The following is an 18,577-nucleotide window of genomic DNA, read 5'->3' on the forward strand; positions in this document are numbered from 1 at the left end:
CTATCCCATTTAATTATTATCCTCTACAAAAATTTGAATTTGGCAGTTATAAGACTCTGTATTAAAAAGTTCATTAAAAAGCTCTATTTCAATAAAACTCTTAATATTTAAATTATGTTCCTTTGCATAATTAACTATTTTTTTAATACGTTCATCCTCATTATCTTTGCTATAATTTAGCGTTAAATATTTTCCTTTTGGTAATACTTTTATATTATCTTCTGAATCTATATTTATATTTTTAAGTTCCTTTAAACCATTAAACACATATACTGGCTTTATGTCTTCTTTTGAATTAAATTCATATACTATTCCTCTATCTAAAGATATCTTTATATCTTTCTCTTGAATTATTTTCTCTAAATTTGAATAATAAAGTAATTCCTTTAAACTACCCGCCTCTTTGCATGGTGCTGTAATTATATGACGCTCATGAAAAAATTTAGTGGTGATTTCATCATTTTCTAATATTCTTCTAGAGGTTTTTACTGTTTCATTTAAGTCATCAATATTTTTAATTATTTCTTTCATTTTCTTTATATTTTCTTCTGCTTCGTCTTTCTTTATTTCTAAAAATTTTAGTAGTTTATCAGTGTTACATTCCTTAAAAATTTCTTGAAGTTCCTTTATACTTGTTCCTAAGGCTCTACATCCTTTTATAATATCTATATAAATAAACTGATCTATAGAATAATATCTATAACCTGTTTCTTCATCAACATAACTTGGAATAAGAATACCCATTTTATGATAATATCTTAAAGCCTTTATAGTTATCTTTTTAATCTTTGAAACTTCACCAATAGAAAATAAATTTTTCATCTTAATAACTTCCTTTAATATTTTTAATTTTATTGTTGACTCTCCCCTTAGAGAACACATTACTATCATTATAAGATGTTTTTACCATAAAATACAAATTTAATTTTTAATATGAAAGGGTTTGGTGTAACTATGAATAAGGTAATTTATAGAGATTTAGTTAAAGAGGATTATGGGACTATAAAAGAGTTAATTGGTGAAGCTTTTGGCTTTAATGAATTTATTAAAAATAAGACACTTTTAGATTCAGTATTAGATTCTTATATGAAAGACTGCATTTTGGAAAGTTCCTTTAGTAAAGTAGCAGAAAAAGATAATAAACTAATTGGTTTTATTTTAGGGAAAGCAGAAAATGATGAAAATATTTTAGAAGAACCTAATAAAATTTTAAATAATGAAGAGGAAAATCTTGCTTTAATTATGGATAATGAAGAAAATCAGATAATAATACAAGAATTATTAAAAATCACAGATACCTATAAGGAAATTATAGAAGGAAAAGAAGATAACTTTCAAGGTGCAATACAATTATTTATTGTATCTAAAGAATCTAGAGGACTTGGCGTTGGCAAAACTCTAATTAATCATTTATTTAACTATATGAAAAGTAGAGATGTAAAATCCCTGTACTTATATACAGATACTAGATGTAACTATGGATTTTATGATAGTCAAAACTTTAAGCGTCTAAATGAAAAAGAAATTACTTTCACTTCTTTAAATTCAAAGCTTAACGTATTTTTGTACGGATATAATTTTTAACTAATGAAATAGAGTAGCCTTTAAGCTATAACTCTTAGGCTACTCTAAGCTTTTATAAAACTCTCTGCAAAATTAAATATGTTTAAAGGACTTCTAAAATCAATACTTACTCAAAATACAAATTTTACATCTTAGGTAAATGTATTTTAGCAAACTCTATATTATTAAATTCCTTTTCTTTTATATACTTTAATATATCAACTAAATAACTTTTATGATGTCCCATTCCCTTTGAAAAAACTTGAATAAATTGAACTATTTCTTCAATAGAATCCTGTTTATTGTATAAATATTTTCCAACTAAATAAAATCTAATAAGGGAATATCTCATTAAAAGCATAATATATCCATCAAATACTGATTCAGTTTCAGAAAAAGGGAACATATCATTATACATAAAATTCACTAAATAATTCTCAAATATATAACTATTATTTTTTATAAACTTTTCAGTATAATTTTTAAAGGCTTCTATATAAACCTTTGAATATTTACTTAGGTTTCCTTCCTCTTCAAGTTTAAATCCTTCTATTGCTTTATTTGTATCTTCATTAAAGACAATACTATCTACTTCTCTAAATTTATTAAAAAACTTCAGTGTTTTTTGGAAAAAATCCATTTGAAGAATATAACTTAACTCATCTTTTTCATAAGGCTCCTTAACTAAGTCTATATTATATTCTTTAATAAATTTAGGTACATTATTAAAGTTATATTTAAGTTCATCCTCTAACTTATTTATAAATTCTCCTAGTATATAAAGTCTTTCATTTAAATCAAACTTTCTGTTTTGCACTATTTTAATGCTTAAATCTCTAATCTCTTTAAAATACTTTATAGATGAATTGCTAAATTCCTTAGATTTAGTATCTATTTCACTTGATACTATATGCTTTCCTAAAACCTCTGTACATTCTTCGAATTTAATTCCTTCTTCCTTTAATAAAAGAATTCTTGCAGCTTCTGGGCAAGAAACATCTAAAGACATTTCATAATATCCATCTACTTTATTAAGTATCCTTGGGAAACATGTACAAACATTTGAAAGATATTCTTCTCCAAGCTTAGAATATATAATGCAGTAATTTTCATCATCTAAAAATGGGCATCTTTTATCCTTTTTTAATTTTACTTTTCCATAATCTATATTAGGACTTATGTAATTATCATTATTATGAACATTCTTTTGGAACATTTTTTTCATTTCTTTATCTTGAACTTTATAATATTCCTTAAAAGTTGCCTTATCAATTTCTATATCCCAACCAATACAACAACTATCTGTACATTCTCCCCCTATACATTTAAACTCCTTAAGATATTTTGGATATCTTTTTTTTATACTCTTTTCCATTGTATACTTCCTTTACAAATAAATTATTTTTCCTTTATATTTGTTTTCTTATAATCCTTCTTAGTAATCTTTAATATATATCCTATACCCATTCCAATAAAACTAAAAGCTGTTCCTAGCATAAAATTACCTGTAATAAATCCTGCTCCAATTCCAATAACAAACCCGCCAACCATTAAACTACTAAAAAGCTCATCATCATCTTCTTCATTTTCATCTTCTAAACTTTTACACTCACTATTTAAAATTTTATGATCTTCTAGTTCTTCGAAATTGTTATCTACTGTTTTACTATTTTTAATTTTATCACTATTTTCGCTTTCATCCATTACTAAATTATCTAATGTTACATCAAATATATTTCTTAATAAAACAAGATTACTTATATCTGGATATGTAGTTCCTGATTCCCATTTTGATATAGCTTGTCTAGATACATTTAGCATTTAAGCTAATTGTTCTTGGGATAAATTTTTTTCTTTTCTTAGTCTTTTTATATTTTCCCCTAAACTCAAACATAACCACCTCATCTCAACTTAAATTATATTTAAACTTCTAAATATATACAATAACTTTATAGTTGCATACTGTTAACTAATAGTTGCATTACTGCTACTACCCCTAGTCTATGTAAAAATAATATGATTAAAAGACTTTTTCTGTTCCATGGAATAGAGTTTAAAAGTCTTAGCTATTATTTTAAAATAACTAGTAGAAATCCTCTTTGCAAACTAAGTAAATCTCTAATATCTATCTAAACATTCAACTAAAACACATTAATAAAGCCATATAGAATATACTCCTACATGGCTTTAAATAACGTTCAATCTAATCTATATTATACATATATTATATCTACTCCTGAAAAACTTACATCTCCAATTAATATTAAAGTGTTTGTTATTATTTCATTAGTTTTATTTTTTTCAGTAACACTACCTAAAAACACATTAGTTTTATCCTGAACATTCCAATTTTTTGGTATATATAATTCTACTCCTGAAAAAGAAGCATCAATCCTAACTGTAGCAGTATCACTATTCATAATGGCATTATCAAAATATACTTTTAAAGCTCCAAATGAACAATTAAAATCTCCTTGCTCAAATTTATTTGTATTTATATATTTTATACTAGCACAAAATGAATTATCAAATTTAACATAATTTTCGTCTTCTACATTTATTCTCTCATAGTTTTTATTTTTGTAATTATCTTTATTATTGATACATTTCATAGGTCTATGAAAAATCATAGATAAACCAATACTTCCAAAGGTAGCTGCAATTAACACTGTCCAAGGTGTAATGTTTGTAATACCTAATTGTTTATCATATATTATGCATATAAATGCAATAGGAAATAATATACCTGCAAAGTTAAGACGTATCAAACTTTTTATAATAATTACCACTAAAAAGATTGTTACAAGTAAACTAAATACATTTACATTAGGAAAATAACCAAGCTTACTTACAATTAGAAATATACCTATTAATATAAATAGTACTCCCCAAAAAATTCTTTCTCTTTTCATTTTATTTCCTCCTTTCTGATAATTTAACTTTTAATAACTTATAATAATATCTTGAAACATATACTTGCTTATGAGTGTTTTGAAACTCTACCCTATTTGATGATGCTATGCTATGTGTTATGGAGTAAATATGATTTATATTTAAAATTGTTGATTTTGAAACACGCATAAAATACTGAGGCAAAAATTCCTCAAGTTCATAAAGTCTATATTTCACATTGTATATATTATCAATGGTATGTGCACAAATCCTATTTTCTTCAGTTTCAAAAAATAATATTTTGCTAAGAGAAATATTATACTGAGTATCTCCCCTGTAGGCAATTATACAATCATTGCATGATAACATATCTTCAATCATAACTTTAATATTTTCAATATCCTTGTTAATTTCACTGCATTTAATAATAATTTCATTTTCTTTAATCTTATTATCTACTTCAATACGTATTTTCATATTTTCACTCTCCACAATTCCTATTATATTTATTCCATTTTTTATTGTAAATATAACAACAGTAAGTGGTTCTTTATTTCACGTAAGTGGTCTTCTTTTATATGATTTTTCCCATTTTATACCTCTATATAATATATCTCAAATTATGTTATAATTCTGAAGTATAATTTTATAGTTGTTTGTGGGCTACTGGTATCACTTACCTCTTTTTGAAGGGAGGTGATACATATGAGTAACGATAATTTAATGTTACTATTTACAGCTGGTATATTCTTAATAGCATTTTTAACATTTATTGTTACGCTTATAGAAAAAATCGCAAAAAAATAGTAGCCCAAAGCTCAATTGGATAGCTACTATTTTTATGAAATACTAGTGATACCAGTTGCATAAACAACTGTATTATATATAAGGTGCTTAAACCATATTAGCAGTATGTTTTAAGCCCTATTTTTTTACTTCTAAATTCCAATATTCTATTTCATAGACTTGTTTTCTTACTTATATTATATCAAGATTCTATAAAAAATAAACATATAAAATTTTACAGTATATATTTGTATTTTAATTTAGAAATTTTTTTCTTTTATAAACTTAATCATATCTTCTCTATTTTCATTAAGCTGAGGTATCCTATTTACATTTGCACCTGAGGGATGAGGAAATCCTTTAAGGATTTGACTTTCATTTATAATTCCATCATCTTTAAGTTTTAATAAAACATCCTCCACAGCTCTACCTAATGGTATTAGTAATATATTATTAAAGTTGTCTAAGCTTTTAAATTCATCAATAAAATTTTCATAAACATACTTCATTAAAAAATCACTCTTAATTAACTTTGGAGTATGACCTGAATAATTCTGATTTTTTATAAATGTAGGATAAGGTATTAATGATACTGTATGCATTAAATAATCTTTATCTCCAAATAACTCACTAGAACTTTTTATATTAAGTGCCTTATTAAGCTCTATATTATCTAACATACTAATTATATTCTTTCTTAAAGTACCACTAAAGCGTCCTGCTACCTTACATTTATATTGGATTTCTTCAATATTATCACTTATTTCAAGCTCTTTCCTTGCAGTTACCATAGCTGTATTCATTTGAGCAAAACCTGGAGTTATTCCAATTATAAATATTTTGGCCCTTTTATTTTTGTACTCATTATGTGGAGCATAATATATTTCTATATTATCTTTCTTATCAATTAAAAAGTCTTTTATTAATAACTCTTCCTTTGTGTATTTATCTTTTAAAGGTAATTTTTTAATTGCTTCTTTATAATCATACAGTGTATTTTTCATATTAACATCTCCAAAAAATAATATATTAATCATTTATTAGTTTAAGTATAGGATCTCCATAACTACTTACTATTAAATATACATTATCACTTTTTTTCAAAGGTACAGCATATCTTACTAAATCAGTATCTAAAAATTGATAATATTGGATTTTATCCTTATCCATAATACATTCATATGTAAAGTCAGTTCCTTCTGGTAATACTCCATTAACTAATTGAACAGCTTTATAAAATGTATTCCAATGACTTTTATTTTCTAAAATTTCTTTTTTCTCTTCTCTAATTCTTTTTGCTTCCTTTGGATTTATTTTCTCATCTTCTATGTATTTTATTTCATCTTTAATTTTTTTAATTTCATTTTTTGCCTCTTCTATTTTATTTTCATTAAATAGCTTTTTAGAATATAAGTATTCCTTTATCATATCTTTGTATTCTAATGCTTCTTTATTTTTTGACTTATAATCCAAATCAAATAAAACTAAAGCTTTATCATATGCCTTCCCTTCCATAAAGTGTATACCTTTTTCTAGTATCTTATTTTCACTTATCCTTCTATATATAAAAAAGAAGGATATAACTATATGTAGCTATCCTTCTAATTCCACATTTAAACTTAATATTTTTTATACATTAATTTTCAAAGTTTACATTTAAAGTTGTATTATACTTAAACATCTTCATTTCTTTACCATCTAAGTCTTCTTTATTCATATCTATTGCATTTATTTGATTATTTTCATAAGTATTATAATAGTAAATACCTTTTTCCAAGTTCATACAGCTTGTATATTGAGTTATATCACTCTTTTCTTCTGCTGTTCTAACTGCACCCTTTACCATAGCAACGTTATTTAATATATGGAAAAATTCCATAATATCAATTGTATCTTTATCATTTTTCATAATTGCATCTCTAAAAAATGCTGCTCTTATAAATCTAGATGCTGGGGTAAAATCTCCAGGTAATCCAATTAAACCTGTTCCTTCCCCTAAAGCATTTAAGTTTTCATTACTTAATTTATATGATGAAACTTGATTATAATTCATTCCAACATATTGATGTAAGTTAGTTATATGCCAAGGAAATTCTGGTGAATTTGTAAGAACTCCTACATTGTTATCAAAAACACGTAATCCTTCTTCCTTTGTTTGTTCAATTACTATAGATTTTCCTGTTACATCTGTTGCCATCCAATGAAGTGTTGAATTAGGTATATTTTTATCAATTCTTTCATCTACTAATCTTACATTTAATAACTCTTTCTTTAAATCTTCTATGTTACTAAAGTTTGCTAAAATCCATAAAATAAAATCATAGGCTGGAATATTTTCCTTTCCTTCTGCTCTTTCTTTTGATAAGTATGCATATTGTGGAAAATTTAATCCTGCACAAGCTAAACCTTTTTCATTCATTCCATCTGCTAAAGCTGGATAATTATTAAAGGTTGTTCCCATAGCAACTAAAGCATATTTTGTTGTTAATTGTTTATTAGAAACTGAATTAGTACATGTAAAATTTCTTGGAATGAACATTATAGATTGATTAAATGAATATTCAATATCCATATTTCTACCAAATAAATGCAAACCATCTTTTGTCTCTAGTGTTAATCCTGTACACATAAAATCACTCCTTATTTCTCTATTTAAATAATAATATATCAGTTTGAAATTTTTTTACAAATTTATTATTTTACTTATTTTATAGTTTTAATCATAATATTTATTGTTTTGAATGTTATAAACATAAATATTGCCAACAATTTGTTTTAACTATATAAAAATATATTAAATTCATTATTTTTTGTTATTTAAATTGATAATTTTATATGTAAATTTAAATAAAACTTTTTTAATAATACAAAAAAATACTTTTAATATAGAAAATAAATAAAACCTTCCAATTATATAGTATAATTTTAGTAAATACTATTTGAATAGGAAGATTTAGGATATGAAAAACAAGTTATTTTTAGACCAAAATATTAATGAGTTTATTGAAAATAATTTAGGTATCATAATAAATACAATTTCAAAAATAACAGGAAGATATGTTTCAATTGAAAATGATGAAGAGTTTAGTATAGGACTTTGTGCTTTTTTAGAGGCCTTAGAAAGGTATGATGAAAGCAAAGGAGATTTTATTTGTTTTGCTAAACTTGTAATTGAAAGCAGAATAAAAAACTATTTAAAAAAAGAAAATAAACATAAAAATACTGTTTCCATAGATTTATATAATGATATGGGAGTTGATGTAACTAACTTAATATCTAATCCAATAGAAGATAAAACTGAACTATTAATTGAAATAGATAGGTTTAAAAAAGAGCTTAATCTATTTAGCTTAACCTTAGAAGATTTAGCTAATAGCTCTCCAAAACATAAAGATACTAAAGAAAATGCAATTAAAATTTCAGAAAAAGCAAGTGAAGACTCAGAAGTAACTGATTTTATGTATGAAAAAAGGAGACTCCCAATAAGAAATATGTCTCTAAAATATTTAGTATCAGAAAAAGTATTAAAAAGAAGTAAAAAATTTATAATTTCTCTTATAATAATCTTCTTTAAAAAATATAGAAATTTAATACTTTGGATAAAGGGGTAAGTACATATGTATTATAAAGGTATAGTTGTAGAAATTAAAGAAAAATATGCCCTTGTTATGGATAGCAGTGGCAACATAAATAAAATTAAACTAAAACATAAATTAAATGTTGGAGATGCAATATTCTTCTCTGATGAAGATATTATAAAAGATAGTAAGTTACTTAAATTTAAAAAGAAAACTTTCATTTTGCCAATAGTTACAGCTGCATTAATATTTTTTGCAGTACTAATGAATTTACCAAGTAAAAATATAAATACTACTTCATCACCTTATGCATTAGTAACATTGGATATAAATCCAAGTATAGGAATTGAAGTTGATGAAAATGAAACTGTATTAAATGTAAAAGGCCTTAATAATGACGGCAAAAATATGGATCTAAATAATTTTAAAGGTAAAAGCTTTGATGAAGTTATAAAATCATTAAAAACATCTATTGAAAATAATAAGAAAATTAAAAATAAAGATTCTATTATATTAGGCTTTGCATTTTTAGGAAATAATCATAATAAAGCATTTGAAGATAATATAAAAAATATAGTAAAAGATAACTTTAAAGGCTTTAAAATTGTTTATATTAATTCTAATAAAGAAGATACTAAAAAGGCTGAAAATAAAGGCTTAAGTATTGGAAGATATAAGATTTCAGAAGAATTAGGTGATGATTTAGATGATAAAATAGAAAATATGTCTGTAGATGAGCTTATAAAATTACTAAACAAAAAAGGTACTCCAACTTATCTAAATGAAGAAATAAAAGATGAAATTGAAGATAGATATGAGGATAAATATGAAAATAGTAAATCTAGTAAAAAAGATTTAGAAGATACTAAAGAAAGTAAAGATAAGGATAAGGATGACTCAAAAAATATAGAAAAAAGTGATAATGATAAAGATTCCTTAAAAAAGTCAAAGGACAATGATAAAGATGATGATAAGGAAAATTTAGAAGATAAAAAAAGTAGTAGCAAAGATACTGATAAAGATGATTTAGAAGATATAAAAACTACTAATAAAGAAGATTCAGATGATGATTAAATATTAAAAATAGGACTTCCTCTATGGTATTAAAAACCATTAGAGGAAGTCCTATTTTTTATTCCTTTTATACTACTTCAGTAGTTGGAGTTAATAAATTTACACTATCTATTTCATTAGATTCTATTAATTTATTAATTAATAGATTTTCTTTATTTTTTGATGTATTTATTTCATATACTAATTCAAAGGAATCATTTAGTATATTTTTAGCTTTAATATTATTTTTAATTTTCTCCTTTGAAAATATTTCTTCAATATCATTTAAATCTATATGTTTACCTCTTATTACAAGTAATAACTTATTGTTTTTAAGCTTAACTTGACTTGTAATAATCATAAAAGCAGATATTATTAAAGAACTTACGCAGCATAAAAACACCTCTCCAGCAGAAGCAGCTAATCCTGTAAAGATACTCCAAAATATAAATCCTATGTCCCTAGTATCCTTAACATTAGTTCTGAATCTAACAATGGATAAAGAACCAAGCATACCTAATGACATAGCTATATTTATTTGCACTAATATCATAAGTACTGTTGTAATAAATGAAATCATAACAAGTGTTATATTAAACTTTTTATTATAATGTAATTTATCATAGGATAATTTATAAGTAACGTAAATTATTACAGAAAAAATACTAGTAAGTAAAATTGCCTTTAAAATATTGCTTGGATCTCTAGCTGCCTTTGATAAAATATTTAAATTTTGATTGAAAAATTGATTCATAAAATTTCCTCCTCAGTTAAACTTTCTTGATTCTTTTAATAATAATATGTATTTAATAATTGTCTTGAAGTTCCAAACTTACTTGGTGGTTTACCAGAAAAATCGCATTTAGATAAAACTTCTTGTATCTGCCAAAATAGAAATCTATCATATTTAACTTCAAGTATGCTTTTATCTGAATCTAAGCATTTATTAAAATTTATATCCTTATTAAACAAATCATAATTAAAATTAGTAAATCTTAAATTATTATCAATAGTTATTCTTGTATTAAAAAATTCATGGGTAAAAGCTCTCCTATCATATTCCACCATTGAAACTGGTCTATAAGCTTTAGTTTTCATTAAATCATATGCATATTTTGATAAAGGATTATCTTTGTAATTTAGTAATACTGAATAATCTTTGTTTATTAACTTTATAGCATCCTCTTTTGTTATTTTTATACTTTCTTTTAGTTCTCTTTCTAAATATTTTCTTTTGATTTCAAACTTAGCAAAATTATCAGTTTCATTGTATATTCTTAATCTCACCCTTTTCTTTTTCTCTTTTTTAACTAATTTTTCTCTAAAGTCATTATTATCAATGCTATCAAAATAAACACTTCTTGTTTTGTATCCATTATAATCACCATATGCATCTGGAGTTAATATTTTACTTAAGCTATTTAATAGATAAATTCTATCTTTGCTTGAAACTAAATATTTAACCTCTTTTCTAGATACTGATAACATAAATTTCACCCCCTCTAATTTGTTTCTCACTATATAATACAAATTGAATTTTTTATTTAGGGACCTTTTTTATAAATATTTCTCATTATTATATAAAAAAATAAAAGTAGACAATTAAGTCCACTTTTAAAAATCTATTTTTAATCATATAATTTTATATTATTATACCTTCAAAATGATCCATTTCATGTTGAATAATTTGTGCCGTAAATCCTGTAAATACGTCTTTATGCTTTTTGAAATTTTTATCATAATATTCTACTTCTATCTTTTCATATCTCTTTGTTTTTCTAAAACCTGTTAAAGATAAACAACTTTCTTCTGTCTCATAAATATTTTCTTTTTTTAATATCTTTGGATTTACCATAGGCACTATAATGTTTCCTAAACTAAATACTAATATGCGCTTTTTTATTCCTATCATATTTGCAGCCATTCCAACACAGCCTTCTAAATTTGCTCTCAATGTATCTACTAAATCATCAATAACTGATATATCTTTTTTACTTGCAGGTTCTGATTTTTGCCCTAAAAATAATATATCTTTTACTACTGGTTTTATCATCTTTCCTCCAACCTTTCTATATTTAAGTAACTAATATTAATAATATAATTCTTTATTTCGTCTTATTAAATTATACATTAAGATTGTACTCTAACATAAATAAATTCAACATAGTTTAAATAAAAATATACACTATTGTGTTACAACGCAGGTTCTACTAATTACATAAACTAAAATATCAATATAATACTTTAATACTCATAATTTTATATTTGCAATTTTATATTAAAATTTATTTCAAAAATCCATAATTTCACTAACTTAAAGTCAAATTCATTATTATGGAAAATATTTTGCATTTATATATATTATTCGCATATATTCTCTTCTTTTTAACGTGAAACTTGCATTTTTTAATATAAATGAAGGATTTTCATCAATTTTCTCTACATTTGCTTTAATTTTTAATCAAAAATACATATATTAATTTATATTTTTTTCAAAATATAAGATTAATTTTGCTTTTTTATGATATACTATAGTCTGTAAAATGAATTTTTACATATACATTTCTTGCATTTATGCAATTTAAGGAAATTTATACAATGACATTTACATTATAAGCATTCAAGGGGGCTATTAAACAAATGAAAAAATTAGGACTAGCGTTTCAAATTATACTTGGACTTGTTCTTGGTATTATAGTAGGAGCTGTTTTTTATGGTAATCAAGCTATTACTTCATATTTACAGCCATTTGGCGATATTTTTATAAGATTAATTAAAATGATTGTTGTTCCTATTGTCTTCTCATCACTTGTTGTTGGTGTTGCAGGAGTTGGGGATATTAAAAAATTAGGAAAAATAGGTGGTAAAACAATACTTTATTTTGAGATTGTAACTACCTTTGCTATTATAATAGGTTTAATTGTAGCTAATTTAGTTCATCCAGGAAATGGAGTAAACATTAGCAATCTTGCAACTACTAATATTGATAAATATATGCATACAGCAGAAGCTGCATCTAACCATGGATTTATGGATACATTTATAAATATTGTTCCAACTAACATTTTTGAATCTCTTGCAAAAGGAGATTTACTTCCTGTTATTTTCTTTTCAGTTATGCTTGGATTAGGTGTAGCTGCAATTGGAGAAAAAGGAAAGCCTGTTCTTGCAATATTCCAAGGAATAGCTGATGCAATGTTTTGGGTAACTAATCAAATTATGAAACTTGCACCACTTGGTGTATTTGGTTTAATAGGTGTAACAGTTGCTAAATTTGGATTAGCTTCATTAATTCCTTTAGGGAAATTAATTATCACTGTTTATGGTGCAATGTTCTTCTTTGTATTTTTTGTTCTTGGCTTTGTTGCAAAGATGGCAGGAACAAGTATACTATCACTTATAAAACTTTTAAAAGACGAACTTATTTTAGCTTACACTACAGCAAGTTCTGAAGCAGTTTTACCAAAACTAATGGAGAAGATGGAGAAGTTTGGATGTCCTAAGTCAATTACATCCTTTGTTGTTCCAACAGGATATTCCTTTAACTTAGATGGATCTACTTTATACCAATCTATTGCAGCACTTTTTATTGCTCAAATATATGGAATTCATCTACCACTTTCTGCTCAAATTAATTTAGTACTTGTATTAATGCTTACTTCAAAGGGTATGGCAGGTGTTCCTGGTGCATCTTTTGTAGTGCTTTTAGCAACTGTTGGTTCTTTAGGAATTCCAGTAGCAGGAGTTGCCTTTATTGCAGGTATAGATCGTATTGTTGATATGGCAAGAACTGTTGTTAATGTACTTGGAAATTCACTGGCTGTTGTTGTTATTTCTAAGTGGGAAAAGGAATTTACTCCAAATGAAGAAGCTATCGAAATTAGTGAAATAGCATAGTTTTTAAAATAAAAAGGCTGTATCAAAAAAGATTTAAAATCTTTCTCTGATACAGCTTTTTAATATAAATCTTATTTATTATTTTGTTAAATATTTAAATTCAGTTACTCTTCCAAGATCAAATTGTGCATAATCATTTTTACTTAATAAATCATTTAAATCTACACATTGTACTGTTTGATTTTCATAAGTTACCCAATAGAATTTTAATGATTCAGCACACATCATTGAAGTATATACTGTATAATCAAATGGAACTACACCTGAAGCATGTTTTAAATCTCCTGGCTCTGAAACTCTTACCATACCTAAAGGCATTGCTACATTATTAAATAAATGTATTCCATAAGTAATTCCTTCTTCTTCTGTTTTACCCTTAACTCCATATTTCTTTAAGAATGCAAGTCTTACAAACCTAGATTGAGATGTAGAATCTCCTGGAAGTCCTAAAGTACCATTTCCTGATGCACATTGTTCTAAAGTAAATCCATTAACACTTAAAGAATCATAATCTAAATCTCTTATATTAAAGTAATTATATAAATTTAATTTATGCCATGCATAACTTGGGCTATTAGTTAATACTCCCATTGCATTACGATATATTGTTATACCAGTTTCATCTGGTTCTATTATTACTGTTTCTCCAGTTTTATCTGTAAATGACCAATGAACTGTTCCTACACTTCCAAACATTGGTATGTTAACTACTGTTATTTTATTTGTTAAAGCATCAACAACTTCTTCTACAGTTGCACATTGTGTTAATAAGTATGTTACAACATAAGGTGGTTGTACTGCTATTGTTCCGTCCTTTGCTTTAGGTTCATAATGAGCATAATTACGATAATATAATTGACCACCCATTAATCCTTTTTCATTAATACCTTCATATAAAACAGGAGTAGATTCCATTAAAAGTGATCCTGTTCCTACAGCTCCATATTTAGAAGTTAATTTTGAAGATTCATCTATGTTCTTTTCTAATATATTACCGCAACCATAGTATTCTTTTCCCTTTGGAACATAAGTTATCATACTTCCATTAGCTATATGATTGAAGTCAAAATTCCTTCCCCATAAATGCTTGCCATCTTCTGTGGTCCAAGTTATTGAACTGCATCCAGCATTCATGTCATTTACAAGTTCCTTTACATTCTCCATATTATTACCCATATATATAACTTCCTTCCAATATATATAACTATATTTATATATACTTTTATTTTTAATAACTACTATATATATATCTTCGTACAGTTTTAGGCTTTTTTCAACCATGTTTAAAAAAGTTTAATAATGGTATTATTAATAAAACATTACAAATATCAATATTATTATATATAGTACTTTAATATTGATAGTATTAATATTAACACCCTAAATAAATAAATAATAAATAAAAATAACTATAAAATATTTCTTATTATGTACTTTGATATAAGTTTTATATATTCATAAAAAAGTTATCTTAATCGAAAAATATTAAAAAAAGCGCTTCCCTTACACGAAAACGCTCTATCTCTATAATTTACATATACCTGAACACAATGATACAAAATATTTAATATTAATTCTTCTTAAATATAGATTTTATTCCTCGTTTAACAACATCAAAAAAGCCTAATGACTTAACTATGTGATTTGGATCAACATAATTTCTAATAGCACGAAGTACTCTCTTTGGATCTTTAGATGCAAAGGAATATGTACCATTTTTCTTAGTTTTAATTGCATATCTTGGAATCCACTTTCCTTTTAGTACCACAGACACAATTACGCAATCAACTTCATTCCAAGGGATTTGAATAAATTTTCTAGCATCATTAGAATTGTAAAATTCAAAAGCCTTATCCCCAATCATTATTCTCCCATAATCTGTAAGACCTGTAAAAGCTGTTGCATCCATTACTAAATCCACTTTTGTATTAAGTGATTCAACCATACGTTCTACCTCTTTTCTACTTAGTATACATTTATTTTTATCTACTCTTATACTTTATAATATCATAAAATTTATTTTAAATTTAACTTTTTTGTGTTTAAAAAAGCCTAGGCTAAGTAAAAATATTATACTAACCTAGGCTGAATTAAAAATATTACATTAATCCTATTACGTGGAATACAATACCAATTACAAATAAAGCAAGAATAATTATAATTGGAGATACTTTCTTCTTAAGTAACCACATACAAAGAAGTGTTAATAACAATCCTGCAAGTCCAGGAATTAATGAATCTAAGTTACCTTGTAATGTTGTAACCTTATCAGTAGTTAATGATAAACCAGCTGATTGTTGCATTAATGCTTGTTTAATACCTTCTGATCCAGCTGGAAGGTTAGCCCAATCAATGAAGGCTCCTTTACTTAACTGAACTGATGATATTACTGGTGTAAACTTAATAGATACCCATCTATTAACTAATGATCCTAGGATGAACATACCAAGTATAGATGCACCCTTTGTGATTTCTTGTAATAAGTTACCTGATAAATCTTCTGTAATACGAGAACCTGCTTTGTAACCAAGTTCTTGTGTATACCAAGTAAATGCCATACGTATAATATTCCAAGCAAAGAAGAATATAATAGGTCCCATAATATTACCGGCCATAGCAAGTGAAGCACCTAATGCTCCTAATATTGGTCTAACTGTAAACCAGAAAACTGGATCTCCAATACCTGCTAAAGGTCCCATCATACCAACTTTAACACCTTGAATAGTTACATCATCTACTGGTGATCCATTTGCACGATCTTCTTCTAACGCTAATGTTACTCCAATAATAGGTGAAGCTACATATGGATGAGTATTAAAGAATTCTAAGTGACGTGTTAATGCAGCTGATCTGTCTTCTTTAGTTTTATATAATTTTTTAATTGCTGGAATTAATGAAAATGCCCAACCACCGTTTTGCATTCTTTCATAGTTCCAAGATCCTTGAATGAAAGTTGAACGCCACCAAATAGAAAGACGATCTTTTTTTGTTAACTTTAATTTTTTTTCCATTTTCGTCTACTCTCCCTTCCTAATAATTATCGATAATATCGCCTACTGGATCTCCTGTGTTTGATCCACCACCATTACCTGAACCACCTTTTTTGCTAAGTGCTAAGTAAATAAGCGCTATAGATACACCGATTGCACCTAATCCCATAAGTGTAATTTGAGGAATAGTTGCTAATACAAAACCAATTGCGAAGAATGGCCATACTTCTTTTGTTGCCATCATATTGATTACCATTGCGTAACCAACAGCTACAACCATTCCACCACCTACTGCTAAACCGTCTGTTAACCAAGCTGGCATAGAAGTAAGTAAGGCACTAATAGGACCAGAACCAATTAATAAAATTAAGGCTGCTGGAAGAGCTATACGTACACCTTGCATACAAATAGCAATAATTTGCCACATTTCAACTTTTCTAATATTTCCTTCTTTTGCAGCAGCATCCATGAAATGTACGAATGCTGTAGCAATTGTACGACAAATGATTGTTAATAATAAACCTGCAACTGCTAATGGAATTGCTATAGCGATAGCTGAATCAATTCCTGCTCTACCTTGTTGACCACCAAGAACTAGAATAATTGCAGATGCAACAGATGCTAAAGCTGCATCAGGTGCTACTGCCGCACCTATATTTGCCCAACCTAAGGCAATCATTTGAAGAGTACCACCTAAGATTAGACATGGTATTAAGTTACCTGTAACCAATCCGATTAAAGTACACGCAACTAGAGGTTGATGAAATTGGAATTCGTCTAGGATTCCTCCCATCCCAGCTAAAAATGCAATAATAATAACTAATATTACTTGAACTATATTTAGATCCACTATGTTAATCCTCCTTTTTCTATTAAAATAATATCTATTATTTTAATTTATTTAATTCGTCTTGTGCTTTTTTAAGAATTTCGTCCATATTTCCCTTTGAATCATTTGGAACTTTACGAACATCGAAATCTAATCCAGCTTTTTTAAGTTTTTCAAAAGTATCAATATCTTCTTGACTGAAAGCAAGCACTTTATTTGGTTGAACTTTACCTGCAGAGTGAGCCATAGATCCAACATTAACTGTCTTTAGAGGTACTCCACCTTCTACTGCTTTAAGTAAATCTTCTGGATTTTCAAAAAGAAGCATTGCACGTTGTCCTCCAAAATGCTTATCATCCTTTGCAAGCTTAATCATTTGATCAATAGGAACAACATGAGCTTTAACTCCTGGAGGAGCAGCTTGTTGAATTAACTTCTTACGAAGTTCATCTCTAGCTACTGCATCTGATACAACAATAATTCTTGTTGGTTGTACAGTTTTTGTCCAAGCAGTTGCTACTTGACCATGAAGTAAACGAGAATCAATACGAGCTAAAACATATTTAAATGATCCTGGTGCACCTGCATTAGATTGTTTTTGAGAATCTGCTGAAGATTTATCATCTTTAACTGGTTCTAATGCTTCTGGTCTAACCTTAACTCCTTCTCTAGATGATTCTATGATGCTAGCCGCAATTTCTTGTGCGGATTCCATTGAAAGACGAGCTGCATAAGCTTCAATAACCATCGGTAAATTCATACCAGCTACAATTGCCCATTTGTCTTTATGTTCTTCAAATAGACTGTTAGCTTGGTTAAATGGTGTACCACCCCAAAGATCAACTAAGAATAAAACTTCATCTTGGTTGTCAAAGGATGCAATTGCATCTTTCATTGTATTTAGAATACCACCTGCTATGCGGGTGGTTCTAAAAAGCTTTCAGCGGTGAGTAGAAAATAAAAAACCTCCATTGTAAAATTATAGTAGG

At 26.5% G+C, this 18,577-nt stretch carries 20 protein-coding genes and 1 pseudogene; 5 read left to right on the top strand and 16 right to left on the bottom strand.

From position 1 onward, the window contains the following. Positions 1–9: 9 nt before the first annotated feature. A complete protein-coding gene (locus J2S18_RS15345; RefSeq protein ID WP_307488137.1) occupies positions 10–822 on the bottom strand; it encodes a MerR family transcriptional regulator in 813 nt (270 codons plus the stop codon). A 132-nt stretch (positions 823–954) separates the two neighbouring features. Here J2S18_RS15345 and J2S18_RS15350 point away from each other — a divergent pair, with 132 nt between their 5' ends. Continuing rightward, on the top strand, positions 955–1,584 hold the full coding sequence (locus J2S18_RS15350; protein ID WP_307488139.1) for a GNAT family N-acetyltransferase: 630 nt from the start codon (positions 955–957) through the stop codon (positions 1,582–1,584). 124 nt (positions 1,585–1,708) lie between these two features. Here the strand turns inward: J2S18_RS15350 and fliB are convergent, their stop codons facing one another. The 4 genes from fliB to J2S18_RS15370 all read right to left on the bottom strand — a co-directional run bounded on the left by fliB (position 1,709) and on the right by J2S18_RS15370 (position 4,932). After that, the gene (gene fliB, locus J2S18_RS15355) at positions 1,709–2,938 is read right to left on the bottom strand and encodes a flagellin lysine-N-methylase (RefSeq protein ID WP_307488140.1); all 1,230 of its coding nucleotides are present in this window, start codon (positions 2,936–2,938) and stop codon (positions 1,709–1,711) included. Positions 2,939–2,961: 23 nt separating this feature from the next. Continuing rightward, positions 2,962–3,384: a helix-turn-helix domain-containing protein gene (locus J2S18_RS15360; protein WP_307488142.1), complete on the bottom strand. Its 423-nt coding sequence runs from the start codon at positions 3,382–3,384 to the stop codon at positions 2,962–2,964. A gap of 392 nt (positions 3,385–3,776) precedes the next feature. After that, positions 3,777–4,475, bottom strand: coding sequence for a LiaF transmembrane domain-containing protein (locus J2S18_RS15365; RefSeq protein ID WP_307488144.1), 699 nt, complete (start codon positions 4,473–4,475; stop codon positions 3,777–3,779). Position 4,476: 1 nt separating this feature from the next. Beyond that, positions 4,477–4,932: a LytTR family DNA-binding domain-containing protein gene (locus tag J2S18_RS15370; protein WP_307488147.1), complete on the bottom strand. Its 456-nt coding sequence runs from the start codon at positions 4,930–4,932 to the stop codon at positions 4,477–4,479. 228 nt (positions 4,933–5,160) lie between these two features. Between J2S18_RS15370 and J2S18_RS15375 the strand changes: the two genes are divergently transcribed. Then, positions 5,161–5,262 carry a putative holin-like toxin gene (locus J2S18_RS15375; RefSeq protein WP_307488148.1) on the top strand — a complete coding sequence of 34 codons (102 nt, stop codon included), beginning with the start codon at positions 5,161–5,163 and terminating at the stop codon, positions 5,260–5,262. A 239-nt stretch (positions 5,263–5,501) separates the two neighbouring features. Here the strand turns inward: J2S18_RS15375 and J2S18_RS15380 are convergent, their stop codons facing one another. From J2S18_RS15380 to bsh, 3 genes are all read right to left on the bottom strand, one after another. Then, positions 5,502–6,245 carry a hypothetical protein gene (locus J2S18_RS15380; protein ID WP_307488150.1) on the bottom strand — a complete coding sequence of 248 codons (744 nt, stop codon included), beginning with the start codon at positions 6,243–6,245 and terminating at the stop codon, positions 5,502–5,504. Between the two features lie 25 nt (positions 6,246–6,270). Continuing rightward, the gene (locus J2S18_RS15385; RefSeq protein WP_307488152.1) at positions 6,271–6,756 is read right to left on the bottom strand and encodes a hypothetical protein; all 486 of its coding nucleotides are present in this window, start codon (positions 6,754–6,756) and stop codon (positions 6,271–6,273) included. Positions 6,757–6,877: 121 nt separating this feature from the next. After that, positions 6,878–7,870 carry a choloylglycine hydrolase gene (gene bsh, locus J2S18_RS15390; RefSeq protein ID WP_307488153.1) on the bottom strand — a complete coding sequence of 331 codons (993 nt, stop codon included), beginning with the start codon at positions 7,868–7,870 and terminating at the stop codon, positions 6,878–6,880. A 331-nt stretch (positions 7,871–8,201) separates the two neighbouring features. Between bsh and J2S18_RS15395 the strand changes: the two genes are divergently transcribed. Continuing rightward, a complete protein-coding gene (locus tag J2S18_RS15395; protein ID WP_307488155.1) occupies positions 8,202–8,852 on the top strand; it encodes a sigma factor in 651 nt (216 codons plus the stop codon). Between the two features lie 6 nt (positions 8,853–8,858). After that, the gene (locus J2S18_RS15400) at positions 8,859–9,893 is read left to right on the top strand and encodes an anti-sigma factor domain-containing protein (protein ID WP_307488157.1); all 1,035 of its coding nucleotides are present in this window, start codon (positions 8,859–8,861) and stop codon (positions 9,891–9,893) included. A gap of 67 nt (positions 9,894–9,960) precedes the next feature. Here J2S18_RS15400 and J2S18_RS15405 read toward each other — a convergent pair whose 3' ends face one another. The 3 genes from J2S18_RS15405 to J2S18_RS15415 form a co-directional block, all read right to left on the bottom strand. After that, a complete protein-coding gene (locus tag J2S18_RS15405) occupies positions 9,961–10,626 on the bottom strand; it encodes a DUF4956 domain-containing protein (RefSeq protein WP_307488159.1) in 666 nt (221 codons plus the stop codon). Positions 10,627–10,661: 35 nt separating this feature from the next. Beyond that, the gene (locus tag J2S18_RS15410) at positions 10,662–11,360 is read right to left on the bottom strand and encodes a polyphosphate polymerase domain-containing protein (protein WP_307488160.1); all 699 of its coding nucleotides are present in this window, start codon (positions 11,358–11,360) and stop codon (positions 10,662–10,664) included. A gap of 154 nt (positions 11,361–11,514) precedes the next feature. After that, the gene (locus J2S18_RS15415) at positions 11,515–11,925 is read right to left on the bottom strand and encodes a peptide deformylase (protein ID WP_307488162.1); all 411 of its coding nucleotides are present in this window, start codon (positions 11,923–11,925) and stop codon (positions 11,515–11,517) included. A gap of 587 nt (positions 11,926–12,512) precedes the next feature. On the opposite strand from J2S18_RS15415, the gene J2S18_RS15420 reads away from it, so the two are divergent. Beyond that, positions 12,513–13,769, top strand: coding sequence for a cation:dicarboxylate symporter family transporter (locus J2S18_RS15420; RefSeq protein WP_307488163.1), 1,257 nt, complete (start codon positions 12,513–12,515; stop codon positions 13,767–13,769). Positions 13,770–13,847: 78 nt separating this feature from the next. Here J2S18_RS15420 and J2S18_RS15425 read toward each other — a convergent pair whose 3' ends face one another. The 5 genes and pseudogenes from J2S18_RS15425 to J2S18_RS15445 all read right to left on the bottom strand — a co-directional run. Beyond that, positions 13,848–14,945, bottom strand: a complete 1,098-nt coding sequence (locus J2S18_RS15425) for a linear amide C-N hydrolase (protein ID WP_307488165.1) — start codon at positions 14,943–14,945, stop codon at positions 13,848–13,850. Between the two features lie 394 nt (positions 14,946–15,339). Next, entirely contained in the window at positions 15,340–15,714 is a 375-nt protein-coding gene (locus tag J2S18_RS15430) for a DUF956 family protein (protein WP_307488166.1), read from the bottom strand. Positions 15,715–15,868: 154 nt separating this feature from the next. Next, complete coding sequence (locus J2S18_RS15435) at positions 15,869–16,780, bottom strand: PTS system mannose/fructose/sorbose family transporter subunit IID (RefSeq protein ID WP_307488168.1); 912 nt, start codon at positions 16,778–16,780, stop codon at positions 15,869–15,871. A gap of 19 nt (positions 16,781–16,799) precedes the next feature. Beyond that, on the bottom strand, positions 16,800–17,609 hold the full coding sequence (locus J2S18_RS15440) for a PTS mannose/fructose/sorbose transporter subunit IIC (protein ID WP_307488170.1): 810 nt from the start codon (positions 17,607–17,609) through the stop codon (positions 16,800–16,802). A gap of 37 nt (positions 17,610–17,646) precedes the next feature. Then, positions 17,647–18,483 (bottom strand): annotated as a pseudogene (locus J2S18_RS15445) (PTS sugar transporter subunit IIB); the annotation flags it as partial. Between the last annotated feature and the right edge of the window lie 94 nt (positions 18,484–18,577).

This window comes from Eubacterium multiforme, assembly GCF_030813415.1.
Taxonomy (GTDB): Bacteria; Bacillota; Clostridia; order Clostridiales; family Clostridiaceae; genus Clostridium; species Clostridium multiforme.